The organism is Acinetobacter sp. LF10 (assembly GCF_048585715.1).
Classification (GTDB): Bacteria; Pseudomonadota; Gammaproteobacteria; order Pseudomonadales; family Moraxellaceae; genus Acinetobacter.
The window spans coordinates 155,879-178,630 of record NZ_CP184160.1 but is presented as its reverse complement, the minus strand read 5'-3'; the positions used below and the strand labels follow the sequence as shown (position 1 = coordinate 178,630).

At 39.4% G+C, this 22,752-nt stretch carries 20 protein-coding genes; 8 read left to right on the top strand and 12 right to left on the bottom strand.

The features are described from left to right. Nucleotides 1–82 precede the first annotated feature (82 nt). Complete coding sequence (locus ACN19N_RS00830; protein ID WP_420001799.1) at nucleotides 83–1,804, bottom strand: GGDEF domain-containing protein; 1,722 nt, start codon at nucleotides 1,802–1,804, stop codon at nucleotides 83–85. A gap of 1,063 nt (nucleotides 1,805–2,867) precedes the next feature. Here ACN19N_RS00830 and omp33-36 point away from each other — a divergent pair. Further along, complete coding sequence (gene omp33-36 / locus ACN19N_RS00825) at nucleotides 2,868–3,737, top strand: porin Omp33-36 (RefSeq protein WP_420001798.1); 870 nt, start codon at nucleotides 2,868–2,870, stop codon at nucleotides 3,735–3,737. Nucleotides 3,738–3,848: 111 nt separating this feature from the next. On the opposite strand, the gene ACN19N_RS00820 is transcribed toward omp33-36, so the two are convergent. Beyond that, on the bottom strand, nucleotides 3,849–4,499 hold the full coding sequence (locus ACN19N_RS00820) for a response regulator transcription factor (protein WP_004659931.1): 651 nt from the start codon (nucleotides 4,497–4,499) through the stop codon (nucleotides 3,849–3,851). A 351-nt stretch (nucleotides 4,500–4,850) separates the two neighbouring features. Between ACN19N_RS00820 and msuE the strand changes: the two genes are divergently transcribed. Continuing rightward, on the top strand, nucleotides 4,851–5,591 hold the full coding sequence (gene msuE, locus ACN19N_RS00815) for an FMN reductase (protein ID WP_269229368.1): 741 nt from the start codon (nucleotides 4,851–4,853) through the stop codon (nucleotides 5,589–5,591). Nucleotides 5,592–5,618: 27 nt separating this feature from the next. Continuing rightward, nucleotides 5,619–6,725, top strand: a complete 1,107-nt coding sequence (sfnG, locus tag ACN19N_RS00810; protein WP_293746283.1) for a dimethylsulfone monooxygenase SfnG — start codon at nucleotides 5,619–5,621, stop codon at nucleotides 6,723–6,725. Between the two features lie 75 nt (nucleotides 6,726–6,800). On the opposite strand, the gene ACN19N_RS00805 is transcribed toward sfnG, so the two are convergent. Next, nucleotides 6,801–7,214 carry a winged helix-turn-helix transcriptional regulator gene (locus tag ACN19N_RS00805; RefSeq protein WP_269238687.1) on the bottom strand — a complete coding sequence of 138 codons (414 nt, stop codon included), beginning with the start codon at nucleotides 7,212–7,214 and terminating at the stop codon, nucleotides 6,801–6,803. A 104-nt stretch (nucleotides 7,215–7,318) separates the two neighbouring features. On the opposite strand from ACN19N_RS00805, the gene ACN19N_RS00800 reads away from it, so the two are divergent. Next, nucleotides 7,319–7,861: a cysteine hydrolase family protein gene (locus ACN19N_RS00800; RefSeq protein ID WP_269239722.1), complete on the top strand. Its 543-nt coding sequence runs from the start codon at nucleotides 7,319–7,321 to the stop codon at nucleotides 7,859–7,861. 55 nt (nucleotides 7,862–7,916) lie between these two features. Here ACN19N_RS00800 and acs read toward each other — a convergent pair whose 3' ends face one another. Further along, nucleotides 7,917–9,860, bottom strand: coding sequence for an acetate--CoA ligase (gene acs, locus ACN19N_RS00795; RefSeq protein WP_420001797.1), 1,944 nt, complete (start codon nucleotides 9,858–9,860; stop codon nucleotides 7,917–7,919). 282 nt (nucleotides 9,861–10,142) lie between these two features. On the opposite strand from acs, the gene ACN19N_RS00790 reads away from it, so the two are divergent. After that, complete coding sequence (locus tag ACN19N_RS00790) at nucleotides 10,143–10,712, top strand: DUF805 domain-containing protein (protein WP_420001796.1); 570 nt, start codon at nucleotides 10,143–10,145, stop codon at nucleotides 10,710–10,712. Nucleotides 10,713–10,846: 134 nt separating this feature from the next. Next, nucleotides 10,847–11,815, top strand: coding sequence for a mechanosensitive ion channel family protein (locus tag ACN19N_RS00785; protein WP_420001795.1), 969 nt, complete (start codon nucleotides 10,847–10,849; stop codon nucleotides 11,813–11,815). Here ACN19N_RS00785 and ACN19N_RS00780 read toward each other — a convergent pair. Together ACN19N_RS00780 and ACN19N_RS00775 are read right to left on the bottom strand one after the other, a co-directional pair. Further along, on the bottom strand, nucleotides 11,804–12,517 hold the full coding sequence (locus tag ACN19N_RS00780) for a 16S rRNA (uracil(1498)-N(3))-methyltransferase (protein ID WP_269238690.1): 714 nt from the start codon (nucleotides 12,515–12,517) through the stop codon (nucleotides 11,804–11,806). The genes ACN19N_RS00785 and ACN19N_RS00780 overlap by 12 nt on opposite strands. Next, on the bottom strand, nucleotides 12,514–13,830 hold the full coding sequence (locus tag ACN19N_RS00775) for a 3-deoxy-D-manno-octulosonic acid transferase (RefSeq protein ID WP_420001794.1): 1,317 nt from the start codon (nucleotides 13,828–13,830) through the stop codon (nucleotides 12,514–12,516). Before ACN19N_RS00775 ends, ACN19N_RS00780 begins: the two co-directional genes overlap by 4 nt. 154 nt (nucleotides 13,831–13,984) lie before the next feature. On the opposite strand from ACN19N_RS00775, the gene ACN19N_RS00770 reads away from it, so the two are divergent. Then, nucleotides 13,985–15,001, top strand: coding sequence for a hypothetical protein (locus ACN19N_RS00770; protein ID WP_269238692.1), 1,017 nt, complete (start codon nucleotides 13,985–13,987; stop codon nucleotides 14,999–15,001). 53 nt (nucleotides 15,002–15,054) lie between these two features. On the opposite strand, the gene ACN19N_RS00765 is transcribed toward ACN19N_RS00770, so the two are convergent. From ACN19N_RS00765 to prfB, 3 genes are all read right to left on the bottom strand, one after another. Continuing rightward, nucleotides 15,055–16,119 (bottom strand): alkene reductase, encoded by a 1,065-nt coding sequence (locus ACN19N_RS00765; protein WP_420001793.1) that lies wholly within the window; start codon nucleotides 16,117–16,119, stop codon nucleotides 15,055–15,057. Between the two features lie 26 nt (nucleotides 16,120–16,145). Then, nucleotides 16,146–16,448 (bottom strand): ArsR/SmtB family transcription factor, encoded by a 303-nt coding sequence (locus tag ACN19N_RS00760; protein ID WP_034601002.1) that lies wholly within the window; start codon nucleotides 16,446–16,448, stop codon nucleotides 16,146–16,148. Between the two features lie 162 nt (nucleotides 16,449–16,610). Continuing rightward, nucleotides 16,611–17,706 (bottom strand): peptide chain release factor 2 gene (gene prfB, locus ACN19N_RS00755; protein WP_111313900.1). Its coding sequence is split into 2 segments (ribosomal slippage): nucleotides 16,611–17,633 and nucleotides 17,635–17,706, totalling 1,095 coding nucleotides; the frame shifts between segments, so codons are not numbered across the junction. Nucleotides 17,707–18,093: 387 nt separating this feature from the next. Between prfB and ACN19N_RS00750 the strand changes: the two genes are divergently transcribed. Next, the gene (locus tag ACN19N_RS00750; RefSeq protein ID WP_420001792.1) at nucleotides 18,094–18,900 is read left to right on the top strand and encodes a putative porin; all 807 of its coding nucleotides are present in this window, start codon (nucleotides 18,094–18,096) and stop codon (nucleotides 18,898–18,900) included. 76 nt (nucleotides 18,901–18,976) lie between these two features. Here the strand turns inward: ACN19N_RS00750 and recJ are convergent, their stop codons facing one another. Genes recJ through glmM form a run of 3 tightly spaced genes read right to left on the bottom strand, consistent with a single transcriptional unit; the run spans nucleotide 18,977 to nucleotide 22,681 of the window. Beyond that, a complete protein-coding gene (gene recJ, locus ACN19N_RS00745) occupies nucleotides 18,977–20,677 on the bottom strand; it encodes a single-stranded-DNA-specific exonuclease RecJ (RefSeq protein WP_420001791.1) in 1,701 nt (566 codons plus the stop codon). Continuing rightward, nucleotides 20,678–21,331 carry a pyridoxamine 5'-phosphate oxidase gene (pdxH, locus tag ACN19N_RS00740; protein ID WP_420001790.1) on the bottom strand — a complete coding sequence of 218 codons (654 nt, stop codon included), beginning with the start codon at nucleotides 21,329–21,331 and terminating at the stop codon, nucleotides 20,678–20,680. It lies immediately after the preceding gene. A 12-nt stretch (nucleotides 21,332–21,343) separates the two neighbouring features. Continuing rightward, nucleotides 21,344–22,681, bottom strand: a complete 1,338-nt coding sequence (glmM, locus tag ACN19N_RS00735; RefSeq protein ID WP_420001789.1) for a phosphoglucosamine mutase — start codon at nucleotides 22,679–22,681, stop codon at nucleotides 21,344–21,346. Nucleotides 22,682–22,752: the final 71 nt, after the last annotated feature.

The window sequence follows — 22,752 nt, the reverse complement described above, 5'->3', positions numbered from 1 at the left end:
GCTTTAAGGGAACTTATTTCTTTCCTAAAAAATATATCTAAACATAGACAAAATAGGGGCTTGTCGATTAAACATCCTATTTCTAACTCTCTACAATATTCTTCCCTTTAGCTTTAGCCCTTAACATTGACTGATCTGCTTTTTCTAGCAGCTCTAACCAGCTCTCCGCCCCAATCGCCACACCAATACTGACCGAAACCTGAATCAACTCACCGACACTAGAAATAATAATATTCTGTTTTAATATGCCTGAACGAATACTTTCAGCAATCGCTTTTGCTGCTTTCATTTCAATACTTTCGATCACGACTAAAAACTCATCACCACCATAACGAACGATTAAATCGGAAGCTCGCACATTATGCTTGAGTTGGTCTGCAATCATGGTAATCACCTGATCACCCGCAATATGCCCATATTGATCATTCACAAATTTAAAATTATCAATATCAATCACAATGACACAGGTTTCTGATAGGCCTTCAGGCTTTGACTCTAAAACATTGATATATTCTTCCAAAGCCAAACGATTTGCGACACCCGTTAATATATCTGAGTTCGCAACTTTCTTAAGCTGCGACTCCATCATGTCACGTTGTTTCAAAATACTTTTTAATCTTTCTATCGCTTCAAATAAAGAAAAGAATTCCTGCCGAGACTGCTTACCAGTAAAAGGTTCTGTTGGACTATTTGATAAGCTCAGAATCATATTTCTTGCTCTAATTAAAGGCTGAAATACACGTCTCTTGGCATAGCTCATCGTGAAAATTGCTGTAAGCAATGAAACAATCGAAATACCAAAGTTAAAAATAAACTGCTGCTGAGCTTCTTTATTCTGCTGCTTAACGATTTCATAGCTATAATCTAAAATATAGTTCTGTAAATCCATCACCGTGGTAAATTTATCAACCATCAGCTCGGTCAGTTGCGTCCCTGTTAAAAAATACGGTTCAGCATTTTCACTTTGATCAAGTAATTTAGAAATTAAAGGCAAGCCCTGATCTAAAAACTCCGTTTTTACGCGTTCATGCAAAATTTTATATTTTAGTGTTTTGGTCTGTTCAGGTTGAATCGTATCAACCAACGACCAAAGATATTCTGCCTGATGCTGAGTCTGTAAAGAACGTGCTCTATTTGCACCAGAAATCGGTTCAGCAAAAGTGATTGGAGCCATAATGTTAGATGCAATACGCCCAGCCTGATCTCGCATATCTGTTAGGATGAGAATAGAAGTAAAATAATTCGACATGTCGCTATCTTTACTTTCTAATTGCGTCATTAATAACTTTAAACAAAGCCTATTCTCATCCCACACAGAGAAAAGCGCTAAAATTGCATGATCCAGTTGTTGAGAACTTCTTTGTGAATACGGTGTTTCAATATAAACATCAACAACACGACGTGCCTGCGCTAATTTCACTTTGAGATCAGTCTGCAAATGTCCTGCAATAGATTGAAAACCATTCTGCTTTAATACTGAAATGGTTTGATTAATCTGAGTATCTACAGCCTGTCGATGACGTTGCAACTTTTCTTTATTTATAAATAACTCATTCGGTTGACTCGACATTGCCTGATTAGATGGTGCTCTTTCTTTAGAAATTTGATTTGCCGTTTGCACCAAAGCCCGTAGACTTGTAATTTCGATGAGAACTTGTTTTGTTTTGACGTATTCTTGATAACTATGAACAATGAGAGGAATGGAAATATATAAAAAAGAGAAAATAATGATGACCATACAGAAAAATAGACGAAGGCTTGTATGTCCTGAACGTAATTGCGTATGTTTTTGACTACGCTCCATGAACATATCCTGCTATTCTCAAAAAGCCATCCTGATTGATTTTTAAATAACGCTAATTTTACCTGAATTTTAAATCTAACTGTCATAATTCAAGGTACTTTTTCATTTAAATAAAGTATAAATTTAAAATACTTTTCAATTAAGCTGTGATTTTTAATCTAATCTATTGTTTTAATAAAGTTAATATTAAAATCCATTTAATTCAATTATTACTTATTTGATAAAAATATAAGAGAAAAATTTGTTTCATAATTTTAAAAATAATTAATATCTTCTTTTTAAGCTAAATAGATTTGAATTTTAATCAAAAAATAAAATAATTAATTTTAATGATTGATTAAAAAAATATTTTTAAATGTTTAGAATTTAAATCACCTTATGGTTGTAAATAGAATAAATCTTTGTCACAAATTTCTATGTTATTGAAAGGTCATATTTAAAAAAAATGAATAAAGAAAGGGGCAAAAAAAAGCTCAACCTTGGGGAAAGTCGAGCTAGTAAAACACAATATATTGAGAAAATGTTACGAGATACTTAAATGTAAATTAAATAGCTCTTGTTTGATATTATGTGAATTGCATCTCAAAATGTAAAGTAAATTAAATAGATTGTTTTTAATATTTTAATCGTTTTTTCAAATCAAATAATAATCCCTGAGTACATATTAATCTCGTTATTTATTCTCAGAGAATATTACTACAATAAGATCTCATACCACAACACAAAAGAGACTTTAATCACATTTTTGTAGGTGAATTATTACAGTTTTGCGACACCATTGACAGTAAAAAACGATTGAATTGATTGGATTAAACAATCAAAAACCAGTGATTCGAACACCCTAAATTGTGGCTGTTGAATCAGAAAAACAGATTTATCTATTTGTTTGATATTCATTTTATGAAAGTTTGACATTTTAAAAAACATTTGTGCATTTTTTAACCAAAACTTATTTGTTGACTGATCACCTGTCGGAACGGCTAATTTATTACATTGACTTCATATTTTGTTACAATAGAATGAAATCCAACTTTACTCCTTACTGTAAAAGCTGGAAATTATTATGAAAAAACTCGGTTTAGCCACTGCTTTATTATTAGCCATGACCGGTGCTCAAGCTTACCAATTCGAAATCCAAGGTCAGTCTGAAGCTATAGACTCTAATGATGAAGGCAGAGATTTTAATCATTACACTGTTGGTGGACAAGCAACTTACTACTTCAAAAATGTAGATGCATCTAAAGGTCCTTTAGCAGAAGCAGCTTTTGTTAACCAAGCATCAAATATAGCTCTTGGATATAACTTTGCTAATCTTGATGATACTAAATCTCAAAATGTAGGTGTTAAAGCTGAAGCCTATGTACCAACACCTTACGTTCCTGCGTATGCAAGCTTAAGCTATAGCGCTACTGATAATGACGGCAAATATGGCAAAAATGATGATCGTGGTCAACGTTGGGCTGTTGAATTTGGTTCTGTAATCGCTCCAAACTTCCTCGTAGCGGTAGGTTATACAAATGTTGTAGAACAAACCTCTTATGATACTTTCAAAATCTTAAACAGTGGTTTTGCTAAAGCAGTTAATGAAACAGCAACTATCGCTGACAAGCAAGATGCAATTACTGCACGTACTAAATACGTTGGTGCAATCGATGGCACGCCTATGTCGATTGGTTTCGAAACAGGTATCGTTTACGGTGAAGACACTGCATACGAGTTAAAAACTGATTTGTACCTAAACTCTAAACTTAGCACAGGTGTTTCATACGCTAAATCAAGTTTTGCAGATACACCTGATTCAGCTTGGGGCGTTAATGTAAACTACTTTATTACCCCAGCTGTTGCTGTAGGTGCAAGCTATTTAAATGCTAATGCTGTAGGTACTGATGCAGATATGCAAACTATTGGCTTAAACGCTAAATTACGCTTCTAATCGTGTAATCGATGTTCTAATAAGACATCTAAAAATAAAAAACCAGTTCATAAGAACTGGTTTTTTATTATATTGAATTAAATGAAAGTTAGGCTGTCTCATTTAAATTTCTTACATCTTTTTATCTTCAATATTTAATGCACTAATTGCTAAAACTGCCTGCGTACGATTTTGTACACCTAGCTTACGGAAAATAGCAGTGACATGCGCTTTGATCGTGGCTTCTGATACATCTAACTCATAAGCAATTTGTTTATTGAGCAGACCTTCTGCCACCATCATCAATACACGGAACTGTTGAGGTGTAAGCGATTGCAGGCGTTCTGCCAACGCCGTTTCATCCGCAGCTCTTGGATCGAAACCATGATGCATGGGTAAATTCGGTGGTAGCCAAATTTCACCCTCTAAGACATGTTTAATTGCCTCGCCGATATGACTTGGATGTGATGATTTCGGGATATAACCCATTGCACCATGTGCAATTGCACGTTGAATAATCGACACTTCTTCATGTGCTGATACAACAATGATTGGAATCGCTGGGTATTGTGCTCGTACGTATACCAAGGCAGAAAAACCAGATGCGCCGGGTAAATTCAGATCAAGTAATACGAGATCAGGTTCTGCACCATGCTCTAAGCGCTCATAGAATTCATCGACATCCGCAGTTTCCTGAATCTGTGCTTGAGGAAGACTATATCGAACCGCTTGAATTAAAGCATGTCTAAATAAAGGGTGGTCGTCTACAATTAAAATATTCATAAGCGCTGAGCTGTCTGCGAGTACGTCACTGTACGGTGTTTATTCAAATTTAATCTATCTTAGCCTATTTTTTAAATGAACTGTTGGTTAGACATCAAAACTTGTTTATTTCATCATAAATGCAAAACAATACAAATATTGATATAACTCACAAAACATAGACTAATCAATAACTACTATACAGAAATAACCAATAGAAACAGAGTATTAAATTCATTTAATTTTTTCTACTGAGTCCTTTATAGGTATATATACAAAACAGATAAGCTTGCAGCATTTCCTTATTTTACAACTTGGCATGCGGTGTAGATAAATAAATAGCAATTCGAAATGATCTTTTAGGCCGCTATTATGTCCAATCACAATACTCTCTCTACTCCTCTTAATATTGTTGCAGTATCTGGTGGTTTAAACAGCCCATCAAAAACAGAAAGCTTAGTTCAGGCGATTCTTGATGAACTTTCAGAAGCAATTAATATTAAAGTACATTTCGTCAAGCTGAGTGAAATTGGGCCTTTACTGGGTGGTGCGATTTATCGTAATCAGCTGCCACAACGGGTACAAGATGATTTGGCTGCGGTTGAAGCGGCAGATGCATTAATTGTTGGAACACCTGTTTATCGTGCTTCATTTACAGGCTTATTTAAGCATTTCTTCGACTTTGTTGAGCAAACAGCTTTGGTTGATGTACCCGTTTTACTGGCAGCCTCAGGTGGCAGTGATCGTCATGCTTTGGTTCTAGAACATCAATTACGCCCACTATTTAGCTTCTTCCAAGCACAAACCTTGCCTATTGGCGTCTATGCCACCGATCGTGATTTTACGCCTGAGTATACGGTTAAAAGTGAGCAATTGTCTGATCGCGTGACCTTAGCTGTAGCACGTGCTTTACCGATTTTGGAATGGGCACCTGCCAAAGGCCAGCGTGCTGCGGCAATTAAAACAAAAACTGAACAAGCGAATCAGAATCTCGGCATTAACAAACAGATTGAACAGGCAGAAGTGCTCCCATCGGCGGCTGTGCCCGATTTAGATGCAGCTGAATCTCGCTTACACCCGAAGTCAGCCAAGAATTTAACCCACGTCGCATAAACCATATCTTTTATGAAGGATACAACGATGACAATAACAACATCTGCAATTAAATTTGCCTACTGGGTTCCCAATGTAAGTGGTGGTCTCGTTGTCAGCGATATCGAACAACGTACCGACTGGAGCTATGACTATAACGTGCGACTGGCACAAACCGCAGAACGCAACGGCTTCGAATATGCACTCACCCAAATCCGTTTTACCGCAGGCTATGGTGCAGAAAACCAACATGAATCAGTCAGTTTTAGCCATGCCCTCTTGGCTAAAACTGAAAAACTAAAGGTGATTGCAGCCATTCTACCTGGTCCTTGGAAGCCTGTACTCGCGGCTAAACAGCTGGCAACCATTGACTACCTTACGCAAGGGCGTATTGCGATTAATGTCGTCAGCGGCTGGTTCCGTGGCGAATTTGATGCGATTGGCGAACCTTGGCCTGAGCATGATGAACGTTATGTTCGTTCCGAAGAATTTATTCGTACACTCAAAGGCATCTGGACCACTGACAATTACAGCTTTGGCGGCAAATATTATCAATTCCAGAATTACACGCTTAAACCAAAACCTTTGCAAAAACCTTACATCGAAGTGTTTCAAGGCGGCAGTTCTCGTGCCGCACGTGATATGGCTGCACGTGTATCAGATTGGTATTTTACCAATGGTAATAGTGTCGAAGAAATTAAAAAACAAGTCGATGATGTTCGCAGTAAAGCCAGACTGGTCAATCGACAGGTCAAAATTGGCGTGAATGCCTTTATTATCGCCCGTGATACTGAGGAAGAAGCCAAAACCGTATTGAATGACATCATTGCACAAGCCAATGTCGAAGCCGTGAATGCCTTCGGAGATGCGACCCGTGAATCAGGTGCAGCCGCCCCTGAGCGTGCGGGTAATTGGGCAACATCCACCTTTGATGATCTGGTTCAATATAACGATGGTTTTAAAACCAATCTGATCGGTACACCACAGCAAATTGCAGAACGGATTGTGGACTTAAAAAATGTAGGCGTTGATCTTGTTTTATCAGGCTTTCTTCACTTTATTGAGGAAGTTGAATATTTTGGAGAAAAAGTTCTACCGCTGGTTCGTCAGCTTGAACAACAACAGGAAATTCAATTGGAGGCAAAATCAGCATAAGCTTGGGATTAGATAAGAAGAAAAATAAAAGCGATTGAATATTTCTCCCCAAGACTCGGCTTGGGGATTTTTAATTTAAGCAGTCTCAATTTCCCGCATGACCGTTTCAACCGAATATCGGCACCACTGCGACAGTTGCTCAATAAACTCATTTAATTGTGATGGATTAAAATGGCTAACAATCATATAGCAGGCATTGCCGAGAATTTTAAAACACTCATCCACCTGCTCGTATTGTTTAACCAGTAATTCAACTTCGACAAACGCTTGCTGATCATTCATAAACAATTGAATAAACTGCTTATGTTCGTAGTTGATCGCAACGGTGTAATTTTTGATGATTCCTGCATCCATTAACTGTGCAATACGAGCGCCAACAGCTTGCCCAGTACGATGCACTCGCTGTCCTATTTCTTTATGACTTAAACGCGAATCTTGTTTTAGCAACTCAATAATTTTTAGGTCAATCGGATCAAGTTCAATATTCATTTTTCATTACGAAAGAAAACCAGCAACAATGCTTTCATCTGAATATAGCCGATTTCTGTATTTCACCCTACTCTTATTTTATCTTAACGCTGGAAGAAAAAATGATGAAACAAGCCTTACTGATTATTGATGTCCAAAACGATTATTTTAAAAATGGCAAAATGGAATTGGTTAATCCAGACCTTGCTCTGGCGAAAACCAATCTATTAGAAGATCATTTTATTCAAAACAATTTACCCATTATTTACATTCAACACATAAACCCTGCCTCTGCCAGTTTCTTTCAAGAAAATACTGTGGGTGTTGCATTACATCCACAACTTAAAGTCACAGATCGCTCACTGATTGTTGAAAAACATTTTCCCAATAGCTTTCTGGAAACCAATCTTCAGGCGTTGTTACAGCAGCATCAAGTTGAGCAGTTAGTGATAACTGGCATGATGACCCATGTCTGTATTGATTCAGGTACACGTGCAGCGAAAGAACTTGGCTACCAACCGATTGTGATCGCCGACGCGACTGCAACCCGTGATCTTGAACATGATGCTAAGATCGCCAAAGCAGCCGATGTACAAACAGCATTTTTATCTGCACTCAGTTTCTTTGCCACGGTACAAAACACTGCTGATTTTTTAGCACAGAATTAAATCATGCAGAAAAAAGAGCGTTGAATCGAACGCTCTTTTTAAATTTGAATTAGATTTATCGGTTTGGATAAACTGTGGCAATCAGATGTTCAACCACAGCCGGCTCAGCCAGTGTTGACGTATCGCCTAAGCTATCCAATTCATTAGCCGCAATCTTTCTCAAGATACGACGCATGATTTTACCTGAACGTGTTTTTGGCAAAGCAGGTGCCCAATGCAAGGCATCAGGTGTAGCCACAGGGCCAAGTACTTTACGTACCCAATTCACCAACTCCTTACGTAGCTCCTCAGATTCAGCCACATCGGCCTGTAAAGTGACAAAAGTACAAATCCCCTGTCCTTTAATATCATGCGGCATACCCACTACCGCAGCCTCTGCAACTGCGACATGCGAGACCAAGGCACTTTCAATCTCGGCCGTCCCTAAACGATGCCCTGAAACGTTCAGTACATCATCGACACGCCCAGTGATCCAATAGTAACCATCAGCATCTCGACGTGCGCCATCGCCAGTAAAATAATAGCCTTTAAAAGTTGAGAAATAAGCTTCAATAAAGCGCTCTGGATCGCCCCAAATCGTTCTCATTTGACCCGGCCATGAGTCTTTAATGACCAAATTACCTTCGGTTGCTCCATCCAATTCATTGCCTTCGCCATCGACTAACGCAGGTTGTACTCCAAAGAATGGACGTGTTGCTGAACCCGGTTTGAGTGCAGTTGCACCCGGCAATGGTGAAATTAAAATGCCACCTGTTTCTGTTTGCCACCATGTATCGACAATTGGACAACGGCCTTCACCTACGACCTCGTGATACCAATTCCATGCCTCAGGGTTAATCGGTTCACCGACTGAACCCAGTAAACGTAAGCTACTGCGATCACTTTCACGTACATAAGCATCACCTTCACGCATCATCGCGCGAATTGCCGTTGGTGCAGTATATAAAATCGTGATGTTATGTTTATCAATCACATGACCAATACGTGCCCAAGTTGGATATTGTGGTATTCCCTCAAACATGACCGTAGTAGTGGCATTACTCAACGGACCATAAAGTAAATAACTATGTCCCGTAATCCAGCCCACATCGGCGGTACACCAATATACATCATCTTCTTTGAGATCAAAGACTTCTCTAAAGGTGGTGTTGACATAAACCAGATAACCACCTGTAGTATGTAACACGCCTTTCGGTTTACCTGTTGAACCCGAGGTGTACAAAATGAATAGCGGGTCTTCTGCTTTCATCGGTTCTGGTGGGCAGTGTTCGTCTACTTCCATAATGGCAAGGTGATACCAAACATCACGCTCAGCATTGAACTGAATCGGATTCCCTGTACGATGCACCACAATCACATTTTCGACACTACTGGTTCCATCAATTTCTAATGCGGCATCTACATTTTCTTTCAGTGGAATGAGCTTGCCGCCGCGCATGCCTGCGTCAGCGGTAATCACTAATTTTGCTTGACTATCTTCGATACGACTGGCCAATGAGTCTGGTGAAAACCCACCAAATACCACACAATGCACAGCACCAATTCGTGCGCAGGCCAACATAGCAATTGCTGCTTCAGGCACCATTGGCATATATAGCACCACACGATCACCCTTGCGAATACCTTGCTTCTTTAGCACATTGGCAAAACGACAGACTTCATCGTGTAGTTCAGAAAATGAAATGATTTTATGACGTGAAGGATGATCACCTTCCCAGATAATCGCGGGCTTTAAAGGATTATCTTTGAGATGACGATCTAAACAGTTGGCTGAAACATTCAGTTCACCATCGGCGAACCACTCAATTTTGAAATTATCTGCGTTAAAACTTGTATTTTTAACCTGTGTAAATGGCTTAATCCAGTCAATGTTTTGTGCTTCTGCTGCCCAAAATGCTTCAGGCTGCTCGATTGAATCCTGATAACGTTTGAAATAGTCTGCTTCCGAGGTTCTTGCCATTTCTTTGAATTTATCAGGCACTGGGTAGATTTCTTTCATAGCTCACTTCCTTTGTTTTTTATTTCATACCTTAGATATACACATCTATTTTTCGGGTATGTTTTGTTTTCTCTTGCAGTATGGTCACCATTTACAAGAGCAAACAATGCGGCTTTGGTCGTAAGAATGTTATGTTTTGACGACCAAATTGTTTTCAAAAATTTACTCAAAATAATTTAAATTTGAACTGCTTGTCTATGCTTTTTACTTTTAAAATAAGTGATTATTTTGATCATTGCTAAGACCTTAAAAGATTTAATAATCAAAAAATAGGAATTCATCATGTTCGATCAAACGTTATCTGCCTCAATTCAGCCTCAATACGATCACCCTTTATCTGCTAAAGGACGTTTTAATCGCTTAAGCTATCTAGGTTGGTATGGTTTACTGAGTATCAGTTGGACGGTTCTTTTCATTCTTATTGCCACAATTTCGGCGAGTCTAAGTGTAAATAATGTACAGATTCATGAACCAATCTTATCTGCATTTTCAGGAATCGGAGGAATTGCTCTGATTGCACTATGGTTTGCAGGCTTTTATTTTCAGATTGTGTTTTTAACAAGACGTTTACACGATCTAAATAAAACAGGATGGCTCTGCCTATTATTATTGGTTCCGATGATTCAGTTCTTTTTCATTCTTTATGTCCTGCTTGCCAAAGGCACACCTCATCGCAATGATTATGGCGATATTCGCCCATCCACCACATGGGAAAAACTATTTGCATGGATCATGATTATATTGAGTTTAATGATGATATTTGGCATGTTTATCTTTAGCTATTATTTTGCTAGCCCTGACTTCTGGGGTACACCAACCCAGATCTTACAAAATACAACTGAGTATTTTTAATACTTTATCGAACAGCCAAATTTGAACTACTCAATAAATAAAACCGTTACGGAATTTATCATGCATGATCAGCATAAATTCATTATGATAGCTCCCCTAATAAATTCCTTACGTTGCGAAATAGAGATTTTCCCGTGGCAAATGAGCAAACGACATTAACCGAGGTCGCTAAAGATACTGGTGAATTGATTCATCAAGCAGGTGCAAAAACCACGCAAACGGTATTGGCACATACTGAAAAATATCATGATGCCTATACCACCATCGATAAAATCATGGACAGCTTTTGGGAGCGTGTACCGTATATCTGTATTGCGATCACAGTATTTGTCATTTTTTGGCTACTGACTAAGCTATTTAAATTCTTTATTCGCAAAACTTTGGAAAACCGTAGCTACACCCGACAAAACTTGGTATTGGTGCTCAACCGTGTCGGAAGTACTTTTATTCTATTCTTTGGTTTTTTAATTGCATTGGTCATCGCTATTCCCGGTTTCACCCCAAGCCAGTTAATCGGAGCATTGGGAATCGGTTCTGTTGCAATCGGTTTCGCTTTCAAAGATATTTTCCAAAACTTGCTATCAGGTATCTTAATTTTACTCAGTGAACCTTTCCGCATCGGCGATGATATTGTTGTGAATGGTTTTGAAGGCAATGTTGAGGATATCCAGATTCGTGCAACCTTTTTACGCTCACCTGATGGTCGCCGTATCGTGATTCCCAATGCAACGGTCTATACCAGTGCCGTAACAGTGAACAATGCCTATCAGCGTCGTCGTTGTGAGTTTGTCGTTGGTATTGGTTATGAAGATGATATGCAAAAAGCCAAGAAAATTATTCTCGATATTCTTGATCGTAATCTTAATGTACTGAGTCAACCCAGCTTCTCGGTCAATGTCACCGCACTTGCAGATTTCTCAATTAATTTAACCGTGCGTTGGTGGGTGAATACCACAGAAACCACCACATCTGCATCAATTAGTGAAATTCAAGAACTGGTTGTAACAGCCTTCGATGAGAAAGGAATTTCGATTCCTTATCCAGTACAGGAAGTTAAAGTCTATCGTGGTGATCAATCAGAGCCGATCAACCTAGATAAATAATCGCCCTAAAATATGCGATACCGCCGTTTCAGTTCGTAAAATTCGGTTGCCTAAGCTCATTGCTTGGCAGCCATTTTTTTTGAGCAAATCCACCTCATACGGAATAAATCCACCTTCTGGACCAACGATCAGACTACATGAATGCTGAATCGCAGATGGCATCTGCTGTTCTGCATAAGGGTGTGCGACATAAGCAGGTTTTTCATCTGAAATAAATGTAGGCAAAACATCTTCAACAAAAGGTTTAAAGCGTTTATACAATTGAATTTCAGGTGCAATCGTATCACCTGCCTGCTCTAAACCTAAAGTCACATAATCATCAAGCTGCTGTAAAAATGGGCTTTGCCAATAGCTTTTATCCACTCGATAACTATGAATCAAACTGATCCGTTCCACGCCTAAAGTCACCGCATCCATGATGATACGGCGCAATACTTTAGGACGTGGTAAAGCTAGAATTAAATGCACAGGCAGCTTTTCAGGAATGGCTTCCAGTTGAATCGGTCTTATGCAAATCTGTTGTTCAGAAACAGATATTACTTCCGTAAGATAGCGTTGACCGTTACGCACGCCGACTTTTAAAGTATCTCCACAATTCAACTGAATATGCTGTCGTAAATGTTGTAATTGACGCGGATTTTCAATCTGCCAGACATCATCCGCTGTCGTGATGTGATTAGCTTCAAGTAAAACAATATTCATGACAAAGCTTTGAATTCTAAATAATGATTAATCAATTGAATATGCTTTTGGAGAGAGCCTTTATTTCGTTGCAGAACCAATTCGGCCTGTTCAATCAATTGCTGAGCCTGTATTCGGTCATCTAAACAACTCAAAAGTTGCTGTACCACTTGTGCCGCATCTGTTCCAATCAAAATTCCGTGTTCAGCCACAAACTCATCCACGATACTTTGGAAATTAAAATAGCGTGGACCAATCACAGTCGGTACATTTAAAACCATCGGTTCTAAAATATTGTGTCCGCCACCCGGCTCATTCAATGAACCACCAACAAAACAAGCTTGGCTGAGTGCATACCACAGCCACATTTCGCCCATACTATCCGCTAGAAAAACCTGTGTATCAGTTTGAATTGGCTGTTTAAGACTACGGCGTTGCGTATTTAAGTTCAAACTTTGGCAGACTTTATACACCTCATCAAAACGCTCAGGATGACGTGGTACGACAATGCAGAGTAAATTAGGATTTGAATTTAAATGTGGTTGTAATTGTTTCAGCAAACTTTCTTCTTCAGGTGCATGTGTACTTGCAAGTACGATAATCTGCCGATCTGCCAATTGCCAATCTTGTTTTAACTGTTCAGCTTGCTGCACGTACTGCTCTGGCGCAGCGATATCAAATTTAATATTACCAACAACCTGACTCTTGGCTTGATCTAAACCTAAATCCACATAACGCTGTTGTGTCGCAATGTCTTGAGCCAATAACCATGTGAGTTGCTGCAACATTGGCTGTGTCAAACGGCGAACTTTGCCATAACCTTTCGCTGATTTTGCTGAAAGACGAGCATTCAATAAGATACATGGGATTTGCTTCTGTTTGGCTTGCGCAATCAAATTTGGCCAAATTTCAGTTTCAACTAGAGCAAGAAGTTTCGGTTGATACAGCTCAAAAAATTGTTTCAGTAATGGCTTTTGATCAACAGGCAAATACACAGCCTGAAAAAGTGCAGGATATTTTTGGGAAAATAAGCTCTTGGCTCTGGCTTGTCCTGTCTTGGTGGTGTTAGTCACTAAAACTGTGTGTCCAAGTTTTAGATAGTGCTCAATCAAAGGTTGAGCAGCATTGGTTTCTCCAACCGATACCACATGAAACCAAATCGTATTTAAATTTTTAGGCGCTTGAAACGGTCCAAAACGTTCTAGACATTCTTGTTGAAATAGCGCATCGCTTTCAGCCCGTTGTTTGATTTTCCAACGATATAAAGGCTTGAGACATATCAGTAAAAAGTTATACCAAAATGGTGTTTGCTGTACTGCGTTTTGCTGTGCCATCCTAGACCATAATTTAGAATTTGATTTCAGCTCATTATGCGGAAGTTTCCTATGCATTGACAATTGATTATTGTATGTTGCACTTTGATTAAATATTTCTTTATAAAGAAAAATGATATCTTAGAACAAAGAATAATCCATTTTGAGAAAAACGATGCAACCTGATTGGTTCAAACAAATAAAGCAACCTCCTGAAGAAACGACACCAGCATATCTACCCCGTCATCCATTTCAAATTATTCTTCCTTTTTTAATTCTAGCGTTACTGTGCTGCTTATGGGCGCTTCTAGCCAGTCACTTAGGCGCATTAATGAAAGCCAGTTTTTTACTTGCGGTTCCCTTTATTATTGGTGCGCTCATTGTATATATCCAGAATTACCGAAAAGCTGTTTCATTTATACATAGTTTTAAAGTGATTATTATTTTTCTCATTTTTCTCTTATTGTTTTCCATTGTTGTGCTACGTGAAGGTGCCATTTGCGTTGTAATTATGACCCCGATTTTATTGATCGGTATGCTGACGGGCGCGTTATTCATGAAAGGGCTGTGTTACAAAATATGGAAACCCAATAAGGGCATTTACAGCCTCGTATTATTACCATTTATTCTACTGCCTCTCCCTGAGAAAACCCAACTACATTATGATCATGTTGATCAAAGTATTCTCATCAATGCCCCTGCCAAGGTCATTTGGCAACAACTCAATCATGCCGACAATATTCAACCACATGAATTTAAACCGAGCGTGTTATACAGCATTGGTGTGCCTTATCCTGTTTCTGGGCTGACTCAACCGACGAGTGAAGGATTGATCCGTTATTCAACATGGCAAAAAAATATTCATTTTGAAGAAATCATTCAACAATCCAAACCTAATCAATATCTCAGTTGGACCTATCGTTTCTCTCCAACGTCTATTCCTCAAGGTGCGCTAGATGATCATGTCAGCATTGGAGGAAAATATTTTGATCTTCGATATACCTCATTTGAACTGACACCCATCAATGATCAGCAAACTAAGCTCACGCTAAAAATTGATTATCGAATTAGCACCGAAGTCAATTTTTATGCCAATCAGATTGCACAATTGATGGTGCATGATTTTTCCAATGTGATTCTGGATTTCTACAAAAATAGAAGTGAACAGGCCATCCAGACACCCCAAACTTAAATTGTCAAAAACCTCCTAGCAGATTCAACCTGCTAGGAGGTTTTTTGCTTTACTTAAGCTTCTAACTTTTCCAATACAGGATAATCGGTATAACCCGCTGCACCAGCGCCATATAAAGTATCAAATTGAACCTGATTTAAAGCTAAATCATGTTCCAAACGTTCTAATAAATCAGGATTGGCAATATAAGCCAAACCAAATGCCACGGCATCTGCTTGCTCAGTTTCTAAAATCTGTTTTGCAGAAGCTGGTGTTAATTTCTCATTGGCAATCCACACCCCTTTAAATTTAGGGCGGAGTTGTGGTTGTAAACTATCTGCTGCTGCATATTCACGCGTGAAAATAAAACCAATATTGCGTTGATCTAATTGTTCAACCACATAACCAAAAGTCGCTAATGGATCTGCATCGCCCATATCGTGCGAATCTGCACGTGGTGCAAGGTGGACACCCACACGCCCAGCACCCCAAACTTCTATAAATGCATCGACCACTTGTAATAATAAACGTGCGCGATTTTCAATCGAACCACCATATTCATCATCACGATGGTTGGTGGTACTTTGTAGAAATTGGTCAATCAAATAACCATTGGCTGCATGCAATTCAACACCATCAAAACCCGCCACTTTTGCCAATTCAGCCGCATGTTTATATTGTGCGACGATTTCTTGGATTTCTTCATGCGATAAAGCACGAGGGGTAACGAAAGGACGTTTTGGACGCAGTAAACTCACTTCACCTGCGGGTTGAATCGCACTTGGTGCGACAGGAATATCGCCATCCAATAAATCAGGATGTGAAATACGACCAACATGCCAGAGCTGAACAACAATCTTTGAACCCTGAGCATGTACAGCTTCAACAATTTTGTTCCACGCTTGAGCTTGCTCTTGCGACCATAAACCTGGCGTATTGGCATAACCAACCGCTTTCGGACTAATCACCGTCGCTTCGGTAATAATTAAGCCCGCATTGGCACGTTGTTGATAGTATTCCACCATTAAATCGTTCGGAATACGCTCAGCACCACTACGAGATCTCGTCAAAGGTGCTAAAACCAAACGGTTTTTAATCGTAAAATCACCTACTTGTAATGCAGAATTTAGTTCAGCCATGATCGCCTCAACTTACACTTATTCACTTAAAGTGTTTGTTTTAAATGTTCGATGTATTGCTGAATCAAAGCTTCGTTTCTGGTGAAATAGGACCACTGCCCGTATTTCTCAACTTGAATCAAACCTGCCTGCTGTAACACAGACAAATGGTTTGACATGGTTGATTGTGCAACTTTGCCTAGACGTTCAATATGACCTGCACATACGCCTCGTTCAAAACTGCCACCACATTCCTGCACCGGTAAAAATTGCTCAGGCTCTTTCAGCCATTGCAAAATCTGTCGACGTAATGGATTGGCTAAGGCCTTGCTTATAACATCAATATCCATAGACTCACCACGTTTCTCAACAGGCAAAGCTTTGTTCAGCATCTGAAACCAGTATATCGATTTTTATAAATATTAATATCTATATTTTACGATATTAATATCATATTTTTTCGATTAACTATCAAATGCTGAACGAGATTGCCGTTTTAAGTTAATTGAAACTTATAGACCTTGCTTTAAACTTGCTTCAATGAACTTATCCAAATCACCATCTAAGACTGCTTTAGTATTTGAATTTTCAATACCAGTACGCAAATCTTTAATACGTGAATCATCTAGGACATAAGAACGAATCTGACTGCCCCAACCAATATCTGACTTCGAGTCTTCCAATGCTTGAGCTGCTTCATTACGTTTGCTCATCTCTAACTCATAGAGTTTGGCACGTAACTGTTTCCATGCATGGTCACGGTTCGCATGCTGTGAACGTTGGTTCTGACATGCCACCACGATACCTGTTGGTGCGTGAGTGAGACGAACTGCCGAATCGGTTTTGTTAATGTGCTGACCACCCGCACCTGAAGCACGGTAAGTATCGGTACGGACATCCGATGGATTAATATCAATTTCGATATTGTCATCAATCTCAGGTGAGATAAATACCGCAGAGAATGAGGTATGACGGTTGTTATTACTGTCAAATGGTGACTTACGTACTAAACGGTGTACGCCACTTTCGGTACGTAACCAGCCATAAGCAAACTCGCCATCGACACGGATGGTTGCGGATTTAATGCCTGCCACGTCACCATCAGACACTTCCATCAATTCAGCTTTAAAGCCATGACGTTCGATCCAACGCAGATACATCCGCAGTAACATCGATGCCCAGTCTTGTGCTTCCGTACCACCAGAACCTGATTGGATTTCAAGGAAACATGGATTTGGATCCATTGGATTACTAAACATGCGGCGGAATTCTAAATTACCTAAAGCCTGTTCAGCACTATCAAGTTCAGCCTGAACATCTTCTAGTAAAGTTTCATCATCGGCTTCTACAGCCAGATCAAGCATGGCTTTGGCATCATCTAGCTGCTCTGCAAGACGATCAAACACACCTAAAGTATTTTCCAAACTGCCCTTTTCTTTCGCAATCGCTTGCGCACGACTCTGATCATTCCAAATCGTTGGGTCTTCTAGTTCTCTCAATACTTCTTCTAAACGCTCAGCCTTTAGATCGTAGTCAAAGATACCCCCGTAGTGTCTGGCTACGATCAGATAAATCTTTCAATTGGACTAAGTACGGATTAATTTCCACGCGTATTTTCTCACAATATTTTTCACTCAATCTCATATTTTAACATAACTATTTTCAGGACACAGCCGTGTCTTTTTTTGTGAGAATATAAGGCAAAAATGCCCTTCAACTTGATTTCTGTTAGACACATTTGCTAATAAAAATTCGCAAAAAACACACCAAAGCCATCTAGATAAACAATTTATCTAGCCGTTTTAACAAAAGCTCACATTTATATTAAACAATAAATATCAAATAGATACGCCCAATAACTTACAAAAAAACAACATTGCTACAGTTTGGTTACGTTCTCAAGATTGACTCACGGTTTTTTTCTACTAAACTGAAAATGTAACAAAAAATGTAATCACTTATAAATTGGTATATTATCTCAAAAAGGGGTTAACCATGAAAAAATTAAGTTTTGCTATCGCACTTCTTGCTTCTGTTTTTGCCATGAATGCTCAAGCTTACCAATTTGAAGCTAATGCGAGCTATGAAAATACTGATTTTGATGGTTTAGATGCTGATCTTGATACAGTCACTGTCTCAGGTAAATACTATTTAAATCCAGTAAATACTAAAAATGCGCCCTTAGCTGAAGCTGCATTCTCAAACAAAGCTTCTAATATCGGTGCAGGTTACGCAAATGCGAGTGGTGATGGTCCTGAAGATATTGATGTTTACGGTGTATCAGGTGAATTTTTCATTCCAGATACTCAATTCTATGTATCTGGTGCATTAAATCAGGTCAAATTCGCGGGTGATAAGAATACTGGCTATGCAGTAGAAGTAGGTTTCTTACCTATTGATGGTCTTCTATTTGCAGTTGGCGCATCCAAAGAAAGTCTTGATCCTACCTTTGTTGCAAATCATGGTTTTGCGACCTCGGCAGGTTATATAACAACCGTTGGTGAAGATACTGCCGCGACCTTGCGTGCTAAATATGTTACCCAAATTGGTGGTTTCAATACTAACTTTGAAGCTCAAACAGCAATTGGTGATGAAACTGCATACAAATTAGGTGCTGATCTTTATATCGATCCGACTTTGGGTGTAGGTGTATCATTTGCTGATTCAACTGTTGAAGACTCCGATACTATCTTTAGTCTTCATGCCAAAAAATTCTTTACACCTCAAATTGCTGCTGGCGTAAGCTACACAACAACGGACGGTGCTGATTCTTTCGGTCTGAATGGTACATTCCGCTTCTAATTCTCTCCAGAGAGAATATAGGGTCTGTTGATCTTTAACAGACCCTAAGGAATCCACCCTTTATGGGTGGGTTTTTTTATTGGCTTAAATATACAACCTGAAGTTGCAGGCTGGTGATGCCATTAAAGACATTGCGTTCCAATGTATAAACGAGATCAACATAACCCAGCATCGGGTTGAACTCAAAACGGTCTGCCGCATTAAAAGCGATTGCATCGATAATTTGCTGTCCTAAAGATACTTTCAGTTTTAAATGCTGATCTTTAAGCCAGCGATAATCCATCACTTTAAATCTTCCCTGAAATTGGGGAATTGGAAATTTTTGTCCCCAAGGGCCTAGCCGATCAATCCAGTCTAGCGTTTCAAGATGTAAACTAGCATCAGTTAACTCACCATCTGTCCATAGAGTCGCTTGGAATAAATTTTCATCCATTTCAGCAATTGATTGAATAAAAACTGTTTTAAATTCATCAAAATTATCTTTTTTTAAGGTCAAACCTGCTGCTGCGGCATGACCACCAAAATGGCTAACTAAATGTGGGTATTGTTCTGCGACTTGCTCAATAGTATCGCGAATATGAATACCTTCAATCGAACGTGCAGAGCCTTTAATATGTATCCCATCTTCATCAGGAGCAAATACTAAACTTGGTCGGTGAAACTGTTCCTTTAGACGCCCAGCTACAATCCCTATTACCCCTTGATGCCACTGTTCATCAAACATCACCAATGCGGCAGGTAAAGAATCTGCTTGTAGCTGTACATGCTGTAATGCACTGATCGCTTGCTGTTTCATCTCAGCTTCAACTTGACGACGTTCTACATTCAGTTGATTGAGCTGCTGTGCAATTGGATAGGCTGTTTCTAGATCTGGAGCCAATAAACACTCAATACCTATTCGCATGCTCTCCATACGACCAGCCGCATTAATTCGAGGGCCGATCACGAAACCTAAATCTTGAGCGCGTAAACTTGCAGCGTCTCGTTTTGCAATATCCAATAATGCTAAAATTCCTGCACGACATTGATATTGCTGAATTCGTTTTAAGCCAGCATCCACTAAAATACGGTTATTATAATCAAGCGATGCAACATCAGCATAAGTTCCCAACGCAACCAAATCTAAATACTGAGTGACTTTACTTGTACTTTTTCCCTGCTGAGCGCGGTAACTGGCTAATTTTGCCAGCACATAAAATGCCACTCCAACCCCAGCCAATGCTTTGCTTGGAAAGTCACAGCCCAACTGGTTAGGATTCACCACCGCCTCTGCGGATGGAGTTGGTTTGGTGGTCAGGTGGTGGTCGGTAATAATGACCTGCATCCCCAACGCCTGTGCGGTTTCAACACCTGCATGACTCGATATACCATTATCTACAGTAATCAAAAGATCTGGCTGATAGCTTTGCTTTGCCAACTCAGCAATTTTAGGGGTTAAGCCATAACCATACTTAAAGCGATCAGGCACTAAATATTCAACGTTCGCCCCCATTTCTTTAAGAACCAAGATCATCAATGCAGTACTGGTCGCACCATCCGCATCATAGTCACCAACAATTACGATCTGTTTTTCTTGATCAATGGCTTGATCAATTAATTCAACGGCTTGATATAATCCTTCGAGATCAGGTGGCAATAAATGCTTGAGTTTTAGCTCAAGCTCTTGTTCCGATTGCACTCCACGTCTTGCCAATATCTCAGCAATAAACATAGGCACGCCCTGAAATTGTTCAGGGCGTGTCAAAAATGGTCTTTGTTGAATTTGAATCATGGTCATTTATGGCATCAATCTCTGCACAACCCAAGCACCATTTTGTTTTTCATAACTTAAACGGTCATGTAAACGGTTTGGTCGTCCTTGCCAAAATTCATAATAATCTGCATCTAAGCGATAACCACCCCAAAATTCGGGTTTATCCAACTCAGCTTCATGTACCTGGTTTTGTAAGTTTTGAAAACGCTGTTGTAATAACTCACGGCTTTCAATGACACCACTTTGTGGCGTACTAATATGTGCTGCAATCTGACTATCACGTGGACGCTTATGGTAATAATCCGTCGATTCCTGTTCTGGAATCTTGGAAACCTGACCACCGATACGTACCTGACGCTCTAAACTCGGCCAGTAAAATAAAAGTTCAGCATAAGGATTCTCGGCAAGATCAATGCCTTTCTGACTATCATAATTGGTGTAGAAGTCATAACCAGCTTCTGTCGCACCACGTAACAAAACAGTTCGCACGTGTGGGCGACCTTGAGCATTTGCTGTCGCCAAAGACATCGCATACGGTTCATGTAATTGAGCAGTGAGTGCATGATTGAACCAACTCAAGAATTGCTCATGGGGATTTACACTGATCTGGGATTCGTGTAACTCACCTTGTTCATAACTTAAACGAAGTTCACTCAGGTCTTTAATGACATCATTCATTATTACTCTCCTTTAAGCAGCTTGAGCATGAGCTCTGACTGCATCGGCTAAATGATTTGCGATGGCATCCACTTCCTGCTGTTGATCTCCTTCTACCATAACTCGAATCACAGGTTCAGTACCTGATTTACGAATCAAAATACGTCCACGCCCAGTCAATTGTTGTTCAGCTTTTTCAAATTCAGCAACAAGAGCAGGAACAGCATATGGATCAATCATATGCTGTAAACGAACATTGATTAACACCTGTGGAAATAATTCAAAGTCTGCAACTAATTCATGTAATGCTTTCTCTTGCTCAACCATCACGGTTAATACTTGTAGAGCGGCAATAATCGCATCACCAGTTGTGCTCTTATCCAACGTTAAGATATGACCTGAAGGCTCACCACCTGTGACCCAACCATTTTCTTCTAATGCCTGTAATACATAGCGGTCACCGACTTTTGCGCGTACAAAACCGACATCCGCTTTCTGTAATGCTAACTCAAGTGCCATATTACTCATGACAGTTCCAACAATACCTGTTGGTTTATTTTTGGCCTGAGTTGCAAGGATATACAGAATATGATCACCATCTACCAGCTGACCATTTTTATCCACCATCACCACACGGTCTGCATCACCATCAAAGGCAATACCTAAATCGGCTTGGTGATCAACCACGGCCTTTTGTAAAAATTCAGGATGGGTTGAGCCACAATTTTCATTGATATTTAAACCATCTGGATCGTTATAAAGCGGAATCACTTTCGCACCCAACTCACGGAATACCGATGGCCCAACGCTGTAGGCTGCGCCGTTAGCACAATCCACTACAATTTTGAGATTACTAAGATCGAAGTGATATGGAAATGTTGATTTACAGAATTCGATGTATCGGCCATTTGCATCTTTTACACGAACACTTTTACCTAGATTCGCCGTATCATCAATCACTAAATCTTTTTCTAATTCTTGATTGATCTCATTTTGTAAGGCATCTGGGAGTTTTTTACCTTCACCTGAGAAAAATTTAATCCCATTATCAAAGTAAGGGTTATGTGATGCTGAAATCACAATACCTGCATGTGCATGCAAAGCACGGGTTAAATGGGCAATCGCAGGGGTCGGCAATGGCCCAAGTAAATGCACATACACACCTGCGGCATTTAGGCCTGCTTGTAAAGCCGCTTCCAGAATATAGCCTGATAAACGCGTATCTTTACCCATAACCACATTTGGTTTGTTTTTAGGACTATTTCTTTTTAATACTTTTCCTGCTGCAAATCCTAATTTTAATGCAAATTCAGGGGTAATCGGCATTTGTCCAAATTTGCCACGAATTCCATCAGTTCCAAAATAGCTCATTCTTTACTCGCTTTCTTATCTTTATATGACGTATCGTCATATCATTTTTCATCTGTTTTACTTTACACCAA